At 44.8% G+C, this 16948-nt stretch carries 16 protein-coding genes and 1 other annotated feature (1 of these 17 cut by a window edge); of the genes, 13 read left to right on the top strand and 3 right to left on the bottom strand.

What is annotated here, in order from left to right; translation table 11 throughout:
* Window positions 1-23: 23 nt before the first annotated feature.
* From queA to yajC, 3 genes are read left to right on the top strand one after another with little or no spacing between them, the layout of a single operon-like run.
* Complete coding sequence (gene queA / locus AC0C66_RS06515; protein WP_088679377.1) at window positions 24-1052, top strand: tRNA preQ1(34) S-adenosylmethionine ribosyltransferase-isomerase QueA; 1029 nt, start codon at window positions 24-26, stop codon at window positions 1050-1052.
* A 26-nt stretch (window positions 1053-1078) separates the two neighbouring features.
* Window positions 1079-2224: a tRNA guanosine(34) transglycosylase Tgt gene (gene tgt / locus AC0C66_RS06510; protein ID WP_003237529.1), complete on the top strand. Its 1146-nt coding sequence runs from the start codon at window positions 1079-1081 to the stop codon at window positions 2222-2224.
* Window positions 2225-2264: 40 nt separating this feature from the next.
* The gene (yajC, locus tag AC0C66_RS06505) at window positions 2265-2531 is read left to right on the top strand and encodes a preprotein translocase subunit YajC (RefSeq protein ID WP_003222677.1); all 267 of its coding nucleotides are present in this window, start codon (window positions 2265-2267) and stop codon (window positions 2529-2531) included.
* A gap of 52 nt (window positions 2532-2583) precedes the next feature.
* Here the strand turns inward: yajC and AC0C66_RS06500 are convergent, their stop codons facing one another.
* A complete protein-coding gene (locus AC0C66_RS06500; RefSeq protein WP_041521187.1) occupies window positions 2584-2973 on the bottom strand; it encodes a TIGR04086 family membrane protein in 390 nt (129 codons plus the stop codon).
* A 197-nt stretch (window positions 2974-3170) separates the two neighbouring features.
* Between AC0C66_RS06500 and AC0C66_RS06495 the strand changes: the two genes are divergently transcribed.
* Complete coding sequence (locus AC0C66_RS06495; RefSeq protein ID WP_014114625.1) at window positions 3171-3827, top strand: DUF421 domain-containing protein; 657 nt, start codon at window positions 3171-3173, stop codon at window positions 3825-3827.
* A gap of 3 nt (window positions 3828-3830) precedes the next feature.
* On the opposite strand, the gene spoVB is transcribed toward AC0C66_RS06495, so the two are convergent.
* A complete protein-coding gene (gene spoVB, locus AC0C66_RS06490; RefSeq protein ID WP_072183428.1) occupies window positions 3831-5387 on the bottom strand; it encodes a stage V sporulation protein B in 1557 nt (518 codons plus the stop codon).
* A gap of 115 nt (window positions 5388-5502) precedes the next feature.
* Here spoVB and comN point away from each other — a divergent pair, with 115 nt between their 5' ends.
* From comN to dtd, 8 genes are all read left to right on the top strand, one after another.
* On the top strand, window positions 5503-5799 hold the full coding sequence (gene comN / locus AC0C66_RS06485) for a post-transcriptional regulator ComN (RefSeq protein ID WP_072183429.1): 297 nt from the start codon (window positions 5503-5505) through the stop codon (window positions 5797-5799).
* A gap of 38 nt (window positions 5800-5837) precedes the next feature.
* A complete protein-coding gene (gene secDF, locus AC0C66_RS06480) occupies window positions 5838-8051 on the top strand; it encodes a protein translocase subunit SecDF (protein ID WP_061186677.1) in 2214 nt (737 codons plus the stop codon).
* Between the two features lie 146 nt (window positions 8052-8197).
* Window positions 8198-8695, top strand: a complete 498-nt coding sequence (locus AC0C66_RS06475) for a cation:proton antiporter regulatory subunit (RefSeq protein ID WP_061186676.1) — start codon at window positions 8198-8200, stop codon at window positions 8693-8695.
* A gap of 77 nt (window positions 8696-8772) precedes the next feature.
* Window positions 8773-9105 (top strand): LapA family protein, encoded by a 333-nt coding sequence (locus tag AC0C66_RS06470; RefSeq protein WP_061186675.1) that lies wholly within the window; start codon window positions 8773-8775, stop codon window positions 9103-9105.
* 66 nt (window positions 9106-9171) lie between these two features.
* On the top strand, window positions 9172-11532 hold the full coding sequence (gene recJ, locus AC0C66_RS06465) for a single-stranded-DNA-specific exonuclease RecJ (protein WP_072183430.1): 2361 nt from the start codon (window positions 9172-9174) through the stop codon (window positions 11530-11532).
* A gap of 5 nt (window positions 11533-11537) precedes the next feature.
* Entirely contained in the window at window positions 11538-12050 is a 513-nt protein-coding gene (locus AC0C66_RS06460) for an adenine phosphoribosyltransferase (protein WP_014114618.1), read from the top strand.
* A gap of 168 nt (window positions 12051-12218) precedes the next feature.
* Window positions 12219-14423, top strand: coding sequence for a GTP diphosphokinase (gene relA, locus AC0C66_RS06455; protein WP_014114617.1), 2205 nt, complete (start codon window positions 12219-12221; stop codon window positions 14421-14423).
* Between the two features lie 12 nt (window positions 14424-14435).
* Window positions 14436-14876 carry a D-aminoacyl-tRNA deacylase gene (dtd, locus tag AC0C66_RS06450; RefSeq protein WP_014114616.1) on the top strand — a complete coding sequence of 147 codons (441 nt, stop codon included), beginning with the start codon at window positions 14436-14438 and terminating at the stop codon, window positions 14874-14876.
* A gap of 26 nt (window positions 14877-14902) precedes the next feature.
* On the opposite strand, the gene AC0C66_RS06445 is transcribed toward dtd, so the two are convergent.
* Entirely contained in the window at window positions 14903-16456 is a 1554-nt protein-coding gene (locus AC0C66_RS06445; RefSeq protein ID WP_461845632.1) for an SH3 domain-containing protein, read from the bottom strand.
* A 132-nt stretch (window positions 16457-16588) separates the two neighbouring features.
* Here AC0C66_RS06445 and AC0C66_RS06440 point away from each other — a divergent pair, with 132 nt between their 5' ends.
* Window positions 16589-16759: a YrzK family protein gene (locus AC0C66_RS06440; protein WP_003222701.1), complete on the top strand. Its 171-nt coding sequence runs from the start codon at window positions 16589-16591 to the stop codon at window positions 16757-16759.
* Between the two features lie 59 nt (window positions 16760-16818).
* Window positions 16819-16948: a binding site (T-box leader), on the top strand (it continues 102 nt past the right edge of the window).

Genomic DNA, 16948 nt, shown 5'->3' with positions numbered 1-16948 from the left:
ACTAGAATAAAGGTGAAATCATCATGAAAGTCGATTTATTTGATTTTGAATTACCGGAACGTTTAATTGCACAAGTGCCGTTGGAGCAGCGTGATGCTTCAAGGCTGATGGTGCTTGATAAACATACAGGAGAGCTGACTGACAGCTCGTTTAAACACATTATCAGCTTCTTTAAAGAAGGAGATTGTCTTGTGCTGAACAATACCCGTGTGCTGCCTGCGCGGTTATTCGGCACAAAAGAGGATACTGGCGCGAAAGTGGAACTGCTTTTGCTGAAACAGGAAGCTGGTGACAGGTGGGAAACACTTGCCAAACCGGCGAAACGGGTAAAAAAAGGAACCATTGTGACATTTGGAGACGGAAGGTTGAAGGCTGTCTGCACGGAAGAGCTTGAGCATGGCGGCAGAAAAATGGAATTCCAGTATGACGGTATTTTCTACGAAGTGCTGGAATCCCTTGGAGAGATGCCGCTCCCGCCATATATTAAAGAACAGCTTGATGACAGAGAGCGCTACCAGACCGTGTATTCTAAAGAAATCGGCTCAGCGGCCGCGCCTACTGCAGGCCTTCACTTCACGGAAGAAATCTTACAGCAATTGAAAGACAAAGGTGTGCAAATTGAGTTCATCACTCTGCACGTAGGCCTTGGAACGTTTCGCCCTGTGAGTGCCGATGACGTTGAAGAGCATAATATGCATGCGGAGTTTTATCAAATGTCAGAAGAAACGGCTGCAGCCTTAAACAAAGTGAGAGAAAAGGGCGGCCGGATCATTTCCGTCGGCACGACATCGACACGCACGCTTGAAACGATTGCCGGGGAACATGACGGGCAATTTAAAGCATCAAGCGGCTGGACATCTATTTTTATTTATCCGGGCTATGAATTTAAAGCCATTGACGGAATGATTACAAACTTCCATTTGCCGAAATCGTCTTTGATTATGCTGGTGAGCGCGCTTGCTGGAAGAGAAAACGTTCTGCGCGCTTATAATCATGCGGTGGAAGAGGAATACCGTTTCTTCAGCTTCGGAGACGCGATGCTGATTCTATAATTTAAGAACAGGAGGCCTCATCAAAAGTGGCTGAACAACCAATACGCTATGAATTTATAAAAGAATGCAAACAAACAGGAGCGCGGCTGGGCAAAGTGCATACCCCTCACGGCTCCTTTGAAACGCCAGTTTTTATGCCGGTCGGCACACTGGCGACAGTCAAAACGATGTCACCTGAAGAGCTGAAAGCAATGGATGCGGGCATCATTTTAAGCAACACCTATCACCTATGGCTCCGCCCGGGTCACGATATTGTCAAAGAAGCCGGAGGGCTCCATAAATTTATGAACTGGGACCGCGCGATTTTAACAGATTCAGGCGGTTTTCAGGTCTTTTCTTTAAGCAAGTTTCGTAATATAGAGGAAGAGGGCGTTCATTTCCGCAATCACCTAAATGGAGACAAGCTGTTTTTATCTCCGGAAAAAGCGATGGAGATCCAAAACGCACTCGGCTCTGATATTATGATGGCGTTTGACGAATGCCCGCCATATCCGGCAGAGTACGATTATATGAAGCGGTCAGTAGAACGGACAAGCCGCTGGGCAGAACGCTGCCTGAATGCCCACAACCGTCAGGATGAACAAGGGCTGTTTGGCATTGTACAAGGCGGAGAATATGAAGATCTGCGCACGCAAAGCGCGAAGGACTTGATTTCTCTTGATTTTCCGGGATATGCTATAGGCGGGTTATCTGTCGGTGAACCGAAGGATGTCATGAACCGTGTGCTCGAGTTTACAACACCGCTTTTGCCGAAGGATAAACCGAGATATCTGATGGGAGTTGGTTCTCCGGACGCGCTGATCGACGGAGCGATCCGCGGGGTCGACATGTTTGACTGTGTGCTGCCTACCCGGATTGCAAGAAACGGCACTGTGTTTACAGCTGAAGGCCGTCTCAATATGAAAAATGCGAAATTTGAAAGAGACTTCCGTCCGATTGATGAAGAGTGTGATTGCTATACATGTAAAAACTACACTCGCGCGTATATCAGACACTTGATCCGCTGCAATGAAACATTTGGCCTTCGATTAACAACTTACCATAACCTTCATTTTCTGTTACACTTAATGGAGCAGGTAAGACAGGCTATTCGCGAGGATCGTCTGGGTGATTTCCGAGAAGAGTTCTTTGAGCGTTACGGCTACAACAAGCCAAATGCGAAAAGCTTCTAAATAAAAATGAAAACCAGGCTTACAGAAAGGGGTGAAAATCATGACAGGCACTTTAGGTACATTGGTTCCTATTATTTTAATGTTTGCGGTCCTTTACTTCTTGCTGATTCGTCCTCAGCAAAAACAGCAAAAGGCAGTACGCCGAATGCAGGAGGAACTGAAAAAAGGCGATTCAGTAGTGACAATCGGGGGATTGCACGGTACTGTTGACTCTATCGACGAAAGCAAAGTCGTCATTAAGACTGGTGAAAACACACGTCTTACGTTCGACCGCCGCGCGATCAGAGAAGTTTCTGCTGCTGAATAACAGCAGGAGCTATACATAGCAAACAAAAAAGAGCGGGTGAGCCCGCTCTTTTTTATGTGGAAGACCTGTTTCCCCTCATGTTCACGCCGAAAACCCCGCCCAGCATGCACACCCCTAAAAATCCAAGATGGAAGAGCAGCTGTTCCGCTGTAAATGTCTTTCCGAATCCTAAATACTGAAACAATAAAATAATCAGAGAAAAGCTTAAGGCAGTCAATGCCCCGATCATCCAGCCTCTTTCCTTTCCTTTACCGCCAGAAATGAAACCGCCGATGAACAAAGAAAGAAATGAGATGGCGGTGATTAGCCAGTTGAATGATGACTCTTCCAGCGAGGTTGCCGTCAGTAAAAGTGAAACGGCTAAACTTGTCAGGAGCATGGCTGAGAAAATGGCGATTAAGCCGTAAAGAATGCCTTTTCCAACTTGTTTCGTTTCCTCCATAAATGTCTCCTCTCTGCCTGTATTAAAAGGCTTCTGTTCTTTTTGAACAAAGCCGCCAGACATGCTGATGGCTCGTCTTTGTAAAAATGTATTCCCCTATCCCATGAATTAGACGTAAAAGCTTTATGAAATACGATCGCTTTTCCTTACATAAATTGTTCGTTTTGTTGCATCCTATAGTGAGTTGGAGGTGCATGATGGAAGAGCTTCTCACTATTACGTTTCGCACAATCATATTGTATTTTGTAATATTGGTCATTTTTCGTTTTATGGGCAAACGGGAGATCGGGGAGCTTAGCATTTTAGATCTCGTTGTCTTTATCATGATGGCTGAAATTGCCGTTTTAGCCATAGAAAACGTAGAAGATCATCTATTTCACACCATTTTGCCAATGCTTGTATTAATGATCATCCAAGTGACTTTGGCATACTTTTCTTTAAAAAACCGAAAAGTCCGCCAGCTTCTTGACGGAAAGCCGACCATTATTATTAAATATGGGAAAATTGACGAAGACGCCATGAAATCACAGCGTTATAATTTCGATGATTTAATGGTTCAGCTCAGAGAAAATAACATCGACAGAGTGGCTGATGTGTCATTTGCCATTTTAGAGCCGTCAGGCAAACTGACTGTTGTAAAGAAAGAAAACAGCGGAGAGCATCGGCAGCTCGAAATGCCGCTTATTATAGATGGCTCTATTCAAATGGAAAACCTGTCCAGGATTGAAAAAGATCAACAGTGGCTGCTTGAAAAACTAAGAAAACACGGATATGCAAACCCTTCAGATATTTCATTTTGCTCGTTTACTGACGGTGAGTTATTTATAGATAAAAAAGATGGGCACCGCACGTGACCTTTAGCGGACGATCAGACGTCCGATAATAGGAATGCGGCGAAGCTCATCTTTTTTAATTAAACGGAAAGCGAGCAAGAGGATGATATAGATGGCAGTACTTATTGCAATCCATCCGGCGACATTCACAGCCTCGGACGATCCAAAGCTTACATATTGTTTAATGCCGGAGCTGATGAATCCGCAAATTATAATAACAGCGAAGCTGAGCGCGTACTCCTTGATTTTAATACTGATCGGCAGCACCTTGCTTACGGTTGCCGCGTGTAAAAGCGTGACGAGCACCATACCTGTCACAATGGCTAATGCCGCGCCCATAATACCGAGAGACGGCCTGGTGGCGAGGACAAAAATAAGGCCGGTTTTGACAAGCGCTCCGATTAAACTGTTCATCATCGCAGCCCCTGCTAAATTTAGCGCCTGCAGCACAGCTTGAAGAGGGCCCTGGAAATAATAAAGCAGAAAAAACGGGGCCATCACTTTTATAAATACAGCAGCGCCTGAGGAACCGTACATCACCCTCATCAGCTCATCCGCAAATACAAATAAAATGACAACTGAAATGCCTCCGCTGAGCAGACACAGACGCATGGCCTGTTCCAAGCGGTATTCCACCACCTGCAATTTTTTCTGCTCCATTCCTTCACTGATCGCAGGAACAAGCGCGGTCGATAAAGAATATGTAATAAAGCTGGGCAGAGTCAGCAGGGTCATGGCAAAGCCGGTCAGCTCCCCGTATTGCTTTGTAGCGGCAACTGTCGCCACACCAGCGATGGCAAGGCTCTGAGCGACGACAATCGGCTCGAAAAACCAAGAGAGGTTGCCGATAAAGCGGCTCCCGGTCGTTGGAAGGGACACGCTCATTAATTGGGAAAATGTTTGTTTTCCGTTTTTAATCGACTGGAAAAAGTGCTTTCTGATTTTAATTGTCTTTTTATATTTAAAACAAACAAATAAATACAGAAGTGACGCCAGCTCCCCTGCAACTGAGGATAGCATTGCCCCCGCTGCGGCGTATTCAATTCCGTAAGGGAGAAAAATCGTCGTACAGACAGCGACGAGTGAAATGCGGACGACCTGTTCAAGGACTTGGGATACAGCAAGCGGGTTCATATTCTGTTTTCCTTGAAAGTATCCCCTCAGCACACTTGATATGGCGATAATCGGCACAACCGGCGTAATGGCCAGGAGCGGATACAGTGTTCTTTTATCTGTCAGCATCGTTTCAGCCATAACCGGGGCGAAAAACAGAAACAGCGGTGTAAAAATCAGGCTGAGCACTCCTGTGATGGTCAGAGACATGACTAAAATATTTTTTGTTTTTTGATGGTCTCCGCGCGCGCTGGCTTCAGCGACAAGCTTGCTGATCGCTACCGGCAGACCGAATTGAGTTAGTGTAGTGGCCAAGAAGAAGGTAGGCGCCGCCATCATGTAAAGCCCGACTCCTTCTTCACCGATAAAACGGGCGATAACCACCCGGTTGACAAACCCGAGCATTCTTGTAACCATTCCCGCTGCGATAAGAATAAGAGTGCCCCTTAAAAACGTCTGTTTCGCCATTTTTACCCCCTGCCTTCTCAAACTACCTGTAATCATATACAATAAAGATATGCGTATATATCGTCCAAGCATGACAAGTCTTCTTGAAAAACAATAAAAAAGGAGCGTGGAATTCATGGAGAGGCATCCTGCTGATCTATATAAAGACCACGTCAGGCCGTTTCTTTACAGCAAACTGGAAGAGTTTAAGATTCTCGGGTATGATGATGTTGAACTCGAAAGTTTGTGGTCATACTTAACAGGTAAGAAGTGGAAAAAGAAAACGGAACTGCACATTTATGAAATGACGAGCGATATTTTATCAGTAAAAATTGGCGAATTTATGAACTATGCAACTGTTGAGTCATTTAAAACGTCTAATTGGCTGGGCAGTGAAGAAGGCCAGGAAGCATTGGAAGAACTGCTGAGATAGCAGGTTGATTCGCACAGGTTTAAGGGAGGATATACATAATGAAAAAAGGACGCTTGATTGCGTTTTTCCTTTTCGTTTTATTGATCGGCACAGGCTTGGGCTACTTTACGAAGCCTGCCGCGAACAATATTACGTTAGGATTGGATTTGCAAGGCGGATTTGAGGTGCTGTATGATGTACAGCCCGTAAAAAAAGGTGACAAAATCACAAAAGACGTTCTGGTCAGCACAGTAGAGGCGTTGAACCGCAGGGCCAATGTCCTCGGTGTCAGCGAACCGAATATTCAAATTGAAGGAAATGACCGGATTCGCGTTCAGCTCGCTGGGGTGACAAACCAAAACAGAGCGCGTGAAATCTTAGCCACTGAAGCGCAGCTTTCTTTCAGAGATACAAATGATAAGGAATTGCTGAATGGCTCTGACCTCGTCGAAAACGGGGCTAAACAAACCTATGACGCCAAAACAAATGAACCGATTGTCAGCATTAAACTGAAGGATGCTGATAAATTTGGCGAAGTGACCAAAAAGGTCATGAAAATGGCGCCAAATAACCAGCTTGTCATTTGGATGGATTACGAAAAAGGGGACTCCTTTAAAAAAGAAGTTCAAAAAGAACATCCTAAATATGTATCAGCTCCAAATGTAAGTCAGGAATTGAACACAACAGACGTTACAATTGAAGGACAGTTTACTGTTCAAGAAGCGAAAGATTTAGCCAGCATTTTAAACGCCGGCGCGCTTCCTGTGAAACTGACTGAAAAATATTCAACATCAGTAGGTGCACAATTCGGGCAGCAGGCGCTCCATGAGACGGTGTTTGCCGGTATTGTCGGTATCGCAATTATTTTCTTATTTATGCTTTTCTATTACCGCCTGCCGGGATTTATTGCGGTGATTACGCTATCGGTTTATATCTACATTACACTCCAGGTCTTTGACTGGATGAATGCTGTGCTCACGCTTCCGGGAATTGCCGCGCTCATTTTAGGTGTCGGGATGGCTGTCGACGCCAACATCATCACCTATGAGCGGATTAAAGAAGAGCTCAAGCTAGGAAAGTCAGTCCGCTCTGCCTTCCGTTCAGGAAACAGACGGTCATTCGCGACGATTCTTGATGCGAATGTTACAACGATTATTGCGGCCGTTGTGCTCTTCATCTTTGGGACAAGCTCTGTAAAAGGGTTTGCGACGATGCTGATTCTGTCGATTTTGACAAGCTTTATCACTGCCGTTTTCTTATCAAGATTTCTCCTTGCTCTCCTTGTGGAAAGCAGATGGCTTGATCGGAAAAAAGGCTGGTTCGGCGTCAACAAGAAGCACATTATGAATATTCAGGATACAGATGAAAATACAGAGCCGCATACGCCGTTCCAAAAATGGGATTTCACGAGCAAACGCAAATATTTTTTTATCATCTCAAGTGCAATCACAATTGCCGGGATTATTATCCTGCTTGTGTTTAAGTTGAATCTGGGCATTGACTTTGCGAGCGGTGCACGGATTGAAGTCCAAAGTGACCATAAGCTGACAACAGAGCAGGTGGAGAAAGATTTTGAATCACTTGGCATGGACCCTGACACCATTGTTCTGTCAGGCGAAAAGAAAAATATCGGTGTTGCCCGTTTTGTTGGAGTGCCAGATAAAGAGACGATCGCCAAAGTAAAAACGCACTTTAAAGACAAATACGGGACAGAGCCAAATGTCAGCACAGTTTCACCGACAGTCGGTAAAGAGCTGGCGAGAAATGCTCTGTACGCACTTGCTATAGCTTCTATTGGAATCATTATTTACGTTTCGATCCGATTCGAATATAGAATGGCGATCGCCGCGATAGCTTCACTGCTATATGACGCATTCTTTATCGTCACGGTTTTCAGTATTACAAGGCTGGAGGTAGATGTTACGTTCATCGCCGCTATACTGACGATTATCGGGTATTCGATTAACGATACAATCGTTACATTTGACAGGATTCGCGAGCATATGAAGAAGCGCAAGCCGAAAACATTTGCCGACCTCAACCATATTGTAAACCTGAGTCTGCAGCAAACCTTTACACGTTCAATTAACACTGTATTAACTGTCGTAATTGTTGTAGTGACACTGCTCATCTTTGGAGCATCTTCGATTACAAACTTCTCAGTCGCTTTATTGGTCGGGCTGTTAACAGGCGTTTACTCCTCTCTCTACATTGCCGCACAAATTTGGCTTGTATGGAAAGGAAAAGAACTGAAAAAAGATTCGGTGCAATAAAAAATTCAGGCTGTCCTTTGCAGGGCAGCCTGTTTTTGAAGTTTCGTTGAACTTAAAATAGACATTTGCTATAATGACATACGCTTACATTTACACATATAAATGGTGTTAAGAGTGGGTTTTCAGATATGTAGGAGGGTTTATATATGAGGGTTCGCGAAGCGCAGCTGCCGGGCATAGGGCATAAAGTTGAAATCATAACTAGAAACTGCGATAAAATTTCAATTATCATTCATCATGACGGCCGGAGAGAGCTGTACTATTTTGACGAAAATGATCATGAAGAATGTATTGCCTCCGTGCAGTTTGATGACGCTGAAGCGAGGCAGATTTCTGCAATTCTCGGCGGAATGGCATATAAACCGAAAGAATTAGAAAGGGTCGAGGCAGCCCTTGATGATTTAATCATAGAGTGGTGTAAAGCAGAGACGGGCGCGCCTGCTATTCATCATACAATTGGTGATTTGGATGCGAGACAGGAATATCATGTGACGGTCATCGCGATTATTAAGAAGAATCAGGATAAACAACTAAATCCGGGATCTGAAACAGTCATTGATGAAGGTGATACACTTGTGATGTCCGGTGATGGAAACGGACTGAAGAGACTGATCCGGGAAAAATTAACCGCAATTGAGGCTTGACCGAGCGTCAAGTCATGTTTAAAACCAGTCTTGACAGGGAAAGTTACCTCAGGTAAATAAACTTTGGGGGAAAGAGAATGAATAAACAATGGACAATAATTTTCGCACTTATTTTTACCTTAATTGTCGCTATTTTTGCAGTCATTAATGTAAGATCCGTAGAAGTTGATTACCTGTTTGGCAGATCGGAGTGGCCGCTCATTCTTGTCATTTTAGGCTCAGTTTTAATGGGCGCGCTGATCGTATTTTCTGCCGGCATTTTTCAGGTGATGAAATTAAAGCGGGAAATAAAAGCGTTGCGGAAAGAAAACAAAACATCACAAGAGACGATACATAAACAAGAAGATACACTGTATGCTGAACAGAACGACATACAGGATACATCAACCGGACTTGAGAAAAAAGACTAGTTTTCGAATAATATTTGAAACCCCTCAGCCTGCTCTAGTATAATAGGGTGGTTGAGGGGTGAATTTATGTTAGCGTCAAAAATGCGATGGGAAATCCAGCGACCAGATCAGGATAAGGTCAAATCACTCACAGAACAATTGCATATAACACCTCTTGTTGCGTCCCTGCTTGTAAAAAGAGGCTTTGATACGGCAGAAAGCGCAAGGCTGTTTTTACATACAAAGGATGCCGATTTTTATGATCCTTTCGAAATGAAGGGCATGAAAGAAGCGGCAGATCGAATAAAACAGGCGATTTCACAACAAGAACAGATTATGATATATGGCGATTATGACGCCGATGGAGTTACCAGTACGTCAGTGATGCTTCACACGCTGCAAAAGCTGTCGGCTCAAGTTGATTTTTATATACCTGACCGCTTTAAAGAAGGATATGGCCCTAATGAACAGGCGTTTCGTTCGATTAAAGAACGGGGCTTCTCTCTGATTATTACGGTTGATACAGGAATTGCCGCTGTGCATGAAGCGAAGGTGGCAAAGGAACTCGGGCTGGATGTCATTATTACCGATCACCATGAGCCGGGACCGGAGCTTCCGGATGTCCATGCGATCGTCCACCCGAAGCAGCCTGGCTGCACCTACCCGTTTAAAGAACTTGCCGGGGTCGGAGTTGCGTTTAAGCTTGCCCACGCTTTATTGGGCGAACTCCCGGATGAACTGCTAGACTTGGCGGCAATCGGCACCATTGCCGATCTTGTCCCGTTGCATGACGAAAACAGATTAATTGCAACACTAGGACTTGAAAGGCTTCGTCGGACGAATCGGCTGGGCTTAAAAGAGCTGGTCAAGCTGTCAGGCGGAAACATCGGAGAAGCGAACGAAGAAACAGTCGGGTTCCAGATAGCACCAAGGCTGAATGCCGTCGGACGAATCGAACAGGCGGATCCCGCTGTTCATTTGCTCATGTCAGAGGATTCGTTTGAAGCGGAAGAGCTTGCCGCTGAAATTGACCAGCTGAACAAAGAGCGCCAAAAAATGGTCAGCAAAATGACGGATGAAGCGATTGAAATGGTTGAACAGCAAGGTCTCGATCAAACTGCAATCGTCGTGGCCAAAGCCGGGTGGAATCCAGGAGTCGTCGGGATTGTGGCTTCAAAGCTTGTGGACCGTTTCTATCGTCCGGCCATTGTGCTTGGCATTGATGAAGAAAAAGGGATCGCTAAAGGTTCGGCCCGAAGCATCAGAGGCTTTAATTTATTCGAGAGCCTTTCTGAATGCAGAGATATTCTTCCTCATTTCGGCGGCCATCCAATGGCTGCGGGGATGACATTGAATGCCGAAGATGTGCCGGATTTGCGAAACAGGCTGAATGAAATAGCAGACAATACGCTCACGGAAGAGGATTTTATTCCTGTACAGGAAGTCGATCTCGTCTGCGGTGTCGAGGACATTACGGTTGAAAGCATCACAGAAATGAACCTGCTGTCCCCATTTGGCATGCTGAACCCGAAACCGCACGTTCTCGTAGAAAACGCTGTGCTGGAAGATGTCCGCAAGATCGGCGCTAATAAAAATCATGTGAAAATGACGGTCAGAAACGAGTCGTCTCAGCTTGATTGCGTCGGTTTTAATAAAGGTGAGCTCGAAGAAGGCATCGTCCCGGGTTCAAGAATTTCAATTGTCGGTGAGATGTCTATCAACGAATGGAACAATAGAAAAAAACCGCAGTTAATGATTAAGGATGCCGCTGTTTCTGAATGGCAGCTGTTTGATTTAAGGGGAAAACGGATGTGGGAAGACACAGTTTCCGTCCTTCCATCTGCTAAACGGGCCATTGTCTCTTTCAAAGAAGACTCAACAACACTTCTTCAGACTGAAGATCTTCGCCGTGAAGTGCACGTCATCAGCTCTGAAGATCAAGCGAAGGCGTTTGACCTTGATGGTGCATATATTGTATTGCTGGATCCGCCGCCTTCGTTGGACATGCTCGCACGTTTGCTGGAAGGCAAGACGCCTGAGCGGATATATTTCATTTTTCTCAATCAAGAGGACCACTTTTTATCAACATTTCCCGCAAGAGACCATTTTAAATGGTATTATGCGTTCTTGCTGAAAAGAGGCGCTTTTGACGTAAAAAAACACGGATCAGAGCTTGCGAGACATAAAGGCTGGTCTGTTGAAACAATCAATTTCATGACAAAGGTGTTTTTTGATCTAGGTTTTGTTAAAATAGAGAATGGTGTGCTGTCTGTGGTTAGCGGAGTAAAGAAACGCGACCTAACAGACTCACAAACATATCAGGCGAAACAGCAGCTGATGGAACTGGATCAAAAGCTGAATTATTCTTCTGCTGAAGAGCTGAAGGAATGGCTGAATAAGCTGATGAAACAAGATTCAGAGGCTTATGAAAGTACGAGGAGGACATAAAACAGATGGATTTAAAACAATACGTAACAATTGTACCGGATTACCCGAAAGAGGGCGTGCAATTTAAAGATATTACGACACTGATGGATAAAGGCGACGTATACCGCTATGCTACAGACCAAATTGTTGAATATGCGAAAGAAAAGCAAATTGATTTGGTCGTCGGCCCTGAAGCGCGCGGCTTTATTATCGGCTGTCCCGTTGCTTACGCGCTTGGCGTAGGTTTTGCGCCGGTCCGCAAAGAAGGCAAATTGCCTCGTGAAGTGATCAAAGTGGACTACGGCTTGGAATACGGGAAAGACGTATTAACGATCCACAAAGATGCGATTAAACCGGGTCAGCGTGTGCTTATTACAGATGACCTGCTTGCGACAGGCGGCACAATTGAAGCAACAATCCAACTTGTTGAAGAGCTTGGCGGCGTTGTTGCTGGTATCGCTTTCTTAATCGAGCTTTCTTACCTTGACGGCAGAAAGAAGCTTGAAGATTATGACATATTAACATTGATGAAATACTAAAGATAATCGCATAACGAAAAAAGCACTCCATGTCAGGGTGCTTTTTTCCTATTGTTTTGCATTTATTTTATATAATATTTGGCTATTTGAACTTCTGCTCTTTACATCTTTCGTTTTTTTCTTGATAATAAACTACAATACAGTTTACATTCTAAAAAAGGTGATTCCATGGCGAACGAACAAGTATTGACTGCCGAGCAAGTTATAGATAAAGCGCGCAGCTATCTATCTGATGAGCATATCGCATTTGTCGAAAAAGCATATCTGTACGCTGAAGATGCTCATCGCGAGCAATACCGCAAATCGGGCGAGCCATATATTATTCATCCGATTCAGGTTGCGGGGATTCTCGTTGATCTTGAAATGGACCCTTCCACAATTGCGGGCGGATTTCTGCACGATGTCGTGGAAGATACAGATGTGACGCTCGATGACCTGAAAGAAGCATTTTCCGAAGAAGTGGCAATGCTTGTGGACGGCGTAACGAAGCTCGGTAAAATTAAATATAAATCTCAAGAGGAACAGCAGGCGGAAAATCATCGCAAAATGTTTGTCGCTATGGCTCAAGATATCCGGGTCATACTGATCAAGCTGGCGGATCGTCTCCACAATATGCGGACGCTGAAACATCTGCCTCAGGAAAAACAGCGGAGAATTTCCAATGAAACCCTGGAGATTTTTGCTCCTTTGGCGCATCGTCTCGGGATTTCAAAAATTAAGTGGGAATTGGAAGATACGGCGCTCCGTTATTTGAATCCTCAGCAATATTACAGAATTGTCAACCTCATGAAGAAGAAACGCGCAGAACGTGAGCTTTATGTCGATGAGGTTGTCAATGAAGTGAAGAAACGTGTCGAAGAAGTGAACATCAAGGCTGACTTCTCGGGACGTCCGAAACATATTTACAGCATTTATCGCAAAATGGTGCTGCAAAATAAGCAATTCAACGAAATTTACGATTTGCTGGCTGTCCGCATTCTTGTGAATAGCATAAAGGACTGCTATGCGGTGCTCGGCATCATTCACACATGCTGGAAGCCGATGCCCGGCAGATTCAAAGATTATATCGCAATGCCGAAGCCGAATATGTATCAATCGCTTCATACAACGGTTATCGGGCCTAAAGGCGATCCGCTGGAAGTGCAGATCCGCACCTTTGAAATGCATGAAATTGCGGAATACGGGGTTGCGGCTCACTGGGCTTATAAAGAAGGGAAAGCGGCCAACGAAGGCGCAACCTTTGAGAAAAAGCTTTCTTGGTTCCGTGAAATTTTAGAATTTCAAAATGAATCAACAGATGCAGAAGAATTTATGGAATCGCTCAAAATCGATTTGTTTTCTGACATGGTGTATGTTTTTACGCCGAAAGGAGATGTAATCGAGCTTCCGTCCGGTTCTGTTCCGATTGATTTTTCTTACCGGATTCACTCGGAAATCGGCAATAAAACAATCGGTGCCAAAGTAAACGGAAAAATGGTAACGCTGGACCATAAGCTTCGGACAGGTGATATCGTTGAAATTCTCACCTCTAAGCATTCCTACGGTCCGAGCCAGGATTGGGTCAAGCTTGCGCAAACATCCCAGGCGAAGCATAAGATCCGTCAATTCTTTAAGAAACAGCGGCGCGAAGAAAATGTCGAAAAAGGCCGTGAGCTGGTCGAAAAAGAAATTAAAAATCTGGATTTCGAAGTGAAGGAAGTCTTAACGCCGGAAAATATCCAGAAGGTTGCTGACAAGTTTAATTTCTCAAATGAAGAGGATATGTACGCAGCGGTCGGCTACAACGGCATTACAGCCTTACAGGTGGCAAACCGCCTGACAGAAAAAGAGAGAAAGCAGCGCGATCAGGAAGAACAGGAAAAGATCGTTCAAGAAGTCAATGCGGAACCTAAACCATACCCGCAGGGCAGAAAACGGGAAGCGGGCGTTCGTGTCAAGGGCATCGACAATCTTCTTGTCCGTTTGTCAAAATGCTGCAATCCTGTACCGGGTGACGATATTGTCGGATTTATCACAAAAGGCAGAGGGGTTTCGGTCCATCGTGAAGACTGTCCGAATGTCAAAACGAATGAAGCCCAGGAGCGGCTGATTCCGGTAGAGTGGGAACATGAGTCACAGGTTCAAAAGCGCAAGGAATACAATGTTGAGATAGAGATTCTTGGTTATGACCGCCGTGGATTGCTGAACGAGGTGCTTCAGGCAGTAAATGAAACGAAAACAAATATTTCATCCGTCTCTGGCAAATCGGACCGCAATAAAGTGGCAACCATTCATATGGCGATTTTTATTCAGAACATTAATCACTTGCACAAAGTCGTCGAGCGTATTAAACAGATAAGAGATATCTATTCTGTGCGCCGCGTCATGAACTAAAGGGGTTAGAAAATGAGACTAGTTGTTCAGCGAGTAACAAAAGCAAGCGTTACAGTGGATGAAGAGGTCGTCGGCCAAATTGGACAAGGCCTCATGGTGCTGGTCGGCATCACTCACGATGATACAGAAGAGGATGCAGCTTATTTAGCTGATAAAGTTGTTCATCTTCGTATTTTCGATGACAGTGAAGGAAAAATGAATCTGTCTCTTTTAGATATAGGAGGAGAGATTTTATCTGTCTCACAGTTTACGCTTTATGGAGATACGAGAAAAGGGCGCCGTCCGAACTACATGAACGCCGCCAAACCTGATAAAGCTTTAGGTCTTTATGAAAAATGGAACGACCTGCTTCGTGAAAAAGGAATCAAAGTGGAGACTGGAACGTTTGGAGCGATGATGGATGTTCAGCTTACAAACTCTGGACCGGTCACGCTCATTATGGATTCAAAATAAAAAAAGCTGCCAAAAGGCAGCTTTTTTTATTGGAAATATTTCTCTAGTCCGCTTTCAATCCCGTCTGTAACTTTTTCTTGGTATGAATTGCTATGTACAATGGCTTCTTCCTGCGGATGGCTTACATATCCCAGCTCATACAGCATAGCGGGCTGTCTATTTTCCCGAAGCACATAATAATCTCCGAATAATACGCCGCGGTCAGGAATGGAAGAACGCTTCACCACTTCAGAGTGTACATCTGATGCCAGTTCCTCATCTTTGGCAGGACTGTAGTAGTAAGCAGTGCTGCCTCTCGTGGAAGTATCCGCATAGCTGTCATAGTGAATGCTGATAAATGCGTCAGCGTTGCGATAGTGAGACGTAGAAACACGTGACTGTAAGCTGACAAAGGTATCATCCTGGCGTGTCACATACACATCGGCTCCAGCTGATCTGAGTTTACTGGCAAGCAGTTTTGCCGTTTTGATCGTCAGGTTTTTCTCGAATTTACCCGAATAGCCGATCGTTCCGCTGTCTTTTCCTCCGTGTCCCGGGTCAACAATAATCGTTTTATTGTTCAGAGAACCGTTTCCGGACGGGGAATCAGAGACAGGGGGTTCACCTGCTTCTTCTGCGCTTTTAGACGTTTGGACCACCCAATTGGCTACATAACCAGTCTGCCCGTTATCAAGCTTAATCTCATACCAGCTGCCCTTTGAACCTGTAATGGTAAACGAATCGCCTTTGGCAGCACGTTCAACGATCGAAGCTGATGTAGATGCATCACTTCTTACATTCGTTCCTCCGTATACAATATAGGCCTTTTTAGCGGAGGATGAACTGCCGGCATTTGCCGAACTTTCAGCTGGATCAGAACTAGATAAAAGGTAATGGCTTGCAACCCAGCCTTTCAGCCCATTCACCTCGATGTGGGCCCAGCCGTTTTTCTCGTTGAGAATCGTAAGCTTCGTTCCGCGATCAAGTTTCGTTAAAATCGCTGCGTCATGTGAGGCGGAGGCTCTTACATTTAGTGAAGATACACCGACCGTGCCCGTTGAAGCACCGGAAGATTCGGTTTGAGCACTCTCAGAAGACGCTGAACTGCTGCGGCCTGATGTAACATATTCAGATGACACCCACCCAGTGGCATTTTGATAGGATATCTTGATCCAGCCTGAATCTTTATCGATGACAGACGCTTGGCTGCCTTGCGGGAATTTGCCGATGACTTCGTATGAAGTGCCCGGTCCGGTTCTCATCCGCAGATCGGGGTCTGTTGATGTCACAGTATCACTGCTTTCCGTAGAGCTTGTGCTGGCCTGGTCTTCCTTTGTAATAAGCCAGGAGACCACCCATCCTTTTTCTCCGGAACCAAGCTGTATCTGCACCCAGTCTCCCTCTTCCTTTAAAATCGGGTAGCGCTCTCCTTTTTTCGCTTCCGCTGTAATCCCGTAGCTAAGCCCCGGACCGCTTCTGACGTTCATTTCATCTGTTGCGATGACCGCTTCTCCTTGAGCGGCTGTAACGGAGGAAAGTGGCGGGAAAAGCGCCCCGGCGAAAATAATAGATACAATAAGAACAAAGTATTTCTTGCTCATTGTGTCCTCCTTTCTGATGATCATTAAAAAAGCATTCTTGCTTATTATCGTAAAGTCCTTTCTGATTTTTAAATAAAAATAAAATGATTTGTTTATACTAGGCATAAATACAATCAAAAAGGTGTGCAAATCATGAAATATCATCCAAAAATGGGACGTGCATTTCACGACGGTGAAGCAAATCTGCATTACAGCGATCACGCAGATCCCGAAACGACCGGTTATCTTACTGAAACAGCATCTGAATTTGGTCTTATGTCCAAAGAAGCAGCGATGAGGAAAAACAACCGGAATAAAGCTTGACAGAGAACCCCAATCCCATTATTATAATAGAAATTGAGTACATAGCAAATGATGAAAGATTTGAACCAATAATGGAGAAGAGTAGGTCAGATTGCATGGCTAGAGAGGAACCGCCCCAGGCTGAAAGCGGATCCCATTGCGTCTTTCTCGAAACAACACTCCGGAGGTTTCCTGCTGAACGCGTTAATC

The organism is Bacillus sp. VA13 (assembly GCF_055710085.1).
The sequence above is the reverse complement of the archived record's forward strand: the minus strand, read 5'-3'. Positions and strand labels throughout refer to the sequence as shown.

Bases quoted from the DNA above. Each gene is read 5' to 3' on its own strand.
- queA (WP_088679377.1), top strand. From the start codon at position 24: ATGAAAGTCGATTTATTTGATTTTGAATTACCGGAACGTTTAATTGCA.
- AC0C66_RS06475 (WP_061186676.1), top strand. From the start codon at position 8,198: ATGAGGGTTCGCGAAGCGCAGCTGCCGGGCATAGGGCATAAAGTTGAA.
- AC0C66_RS06470 (WP_061186675.1), top strand. From the start codon at position 8,773: ATGAATAAACAATGGACAATAATTTTCGCACTTATTTTTACCTTAATT.
- spoVB (WP_072183428.1), bottom strand. From the start codon at position 5,387: ATGGCGAAACAGACGTTTTTAAGGGGCACTCTTATTCTTATCGCAGCG.
- dtd (WP_014114616.1), top strand. From the start codon at position 14,436: ATGAGACTAGTTGTTCAGCGAGTAACAAAAGCAAGCGTTACAGTGGAT.
- AC0C66_RS06500 (WP_041521187.1), bottom strand. From the start codon at position 2,973: ATGGAGGAAACGAAACAAGTTGGAAAAGGCATTCTTTACGGCTTAATC.
- relA (WP_014114617.1), top strand. From the start codon at position 12,219: ATGGCGAACGAACAAGTATTGACTGCCGAGCAAGTTATAGATAAAGCG.
- secDF (WP_061186677.1), top strand. From the start codon at position 5,838: ATGAAAAAAGGACGCTTGATTGCGTTTTTCCTTTTCGTTTTATTGATC.
- yajC (WP_003222677.1), top strand. From the start codon at position 2,265: ATGACAGGCACTTTAGGTACATTGGTTCCTATTATTTTAATGTTTGCG.
- AC0C66_RS06445 (WP_461845632.1), bottom strand. From the start codon at position 16,456: ATGAGCAAGAAATACTTTGTTCTTATTGTATCTATTATTTTCGCCGGG.
- AC0C66_RS06460 (WP_014114618.1), top strand. From the start codon at position 11,538: ATGGATTTAAAACAATACGTAACAATTGTACCGGATTACCCGAAAGAG.
- recJ (WP_072183430.1), top strand. From the start codon at position 9,172: ATGTTAGCGTCAAAAATGCGATGGGAAATCCAGCGACCAGATCAGGAT.
- comN (WP_072183429.1), top strand. From the start codon at position 5,503: ATGGAGAGGCATCCTGCTGATCTATATAAAGACCACGTCAGGCCGTTT.
- AC0C66_RS06440 (WP_003222701.1), top strand. From the start codon at position 16,589: ATGAAATATCATCCAAAAATGGGACGTGCATTTCACGACGGTGAAGCA.
- AC0C66_RS06495 (WP_014114625.1), top strand. From the start codon at position 3,171: ATGGAAGAGCTTCTCACTATTACGTTTCGCACAATCATATTGTATTTT.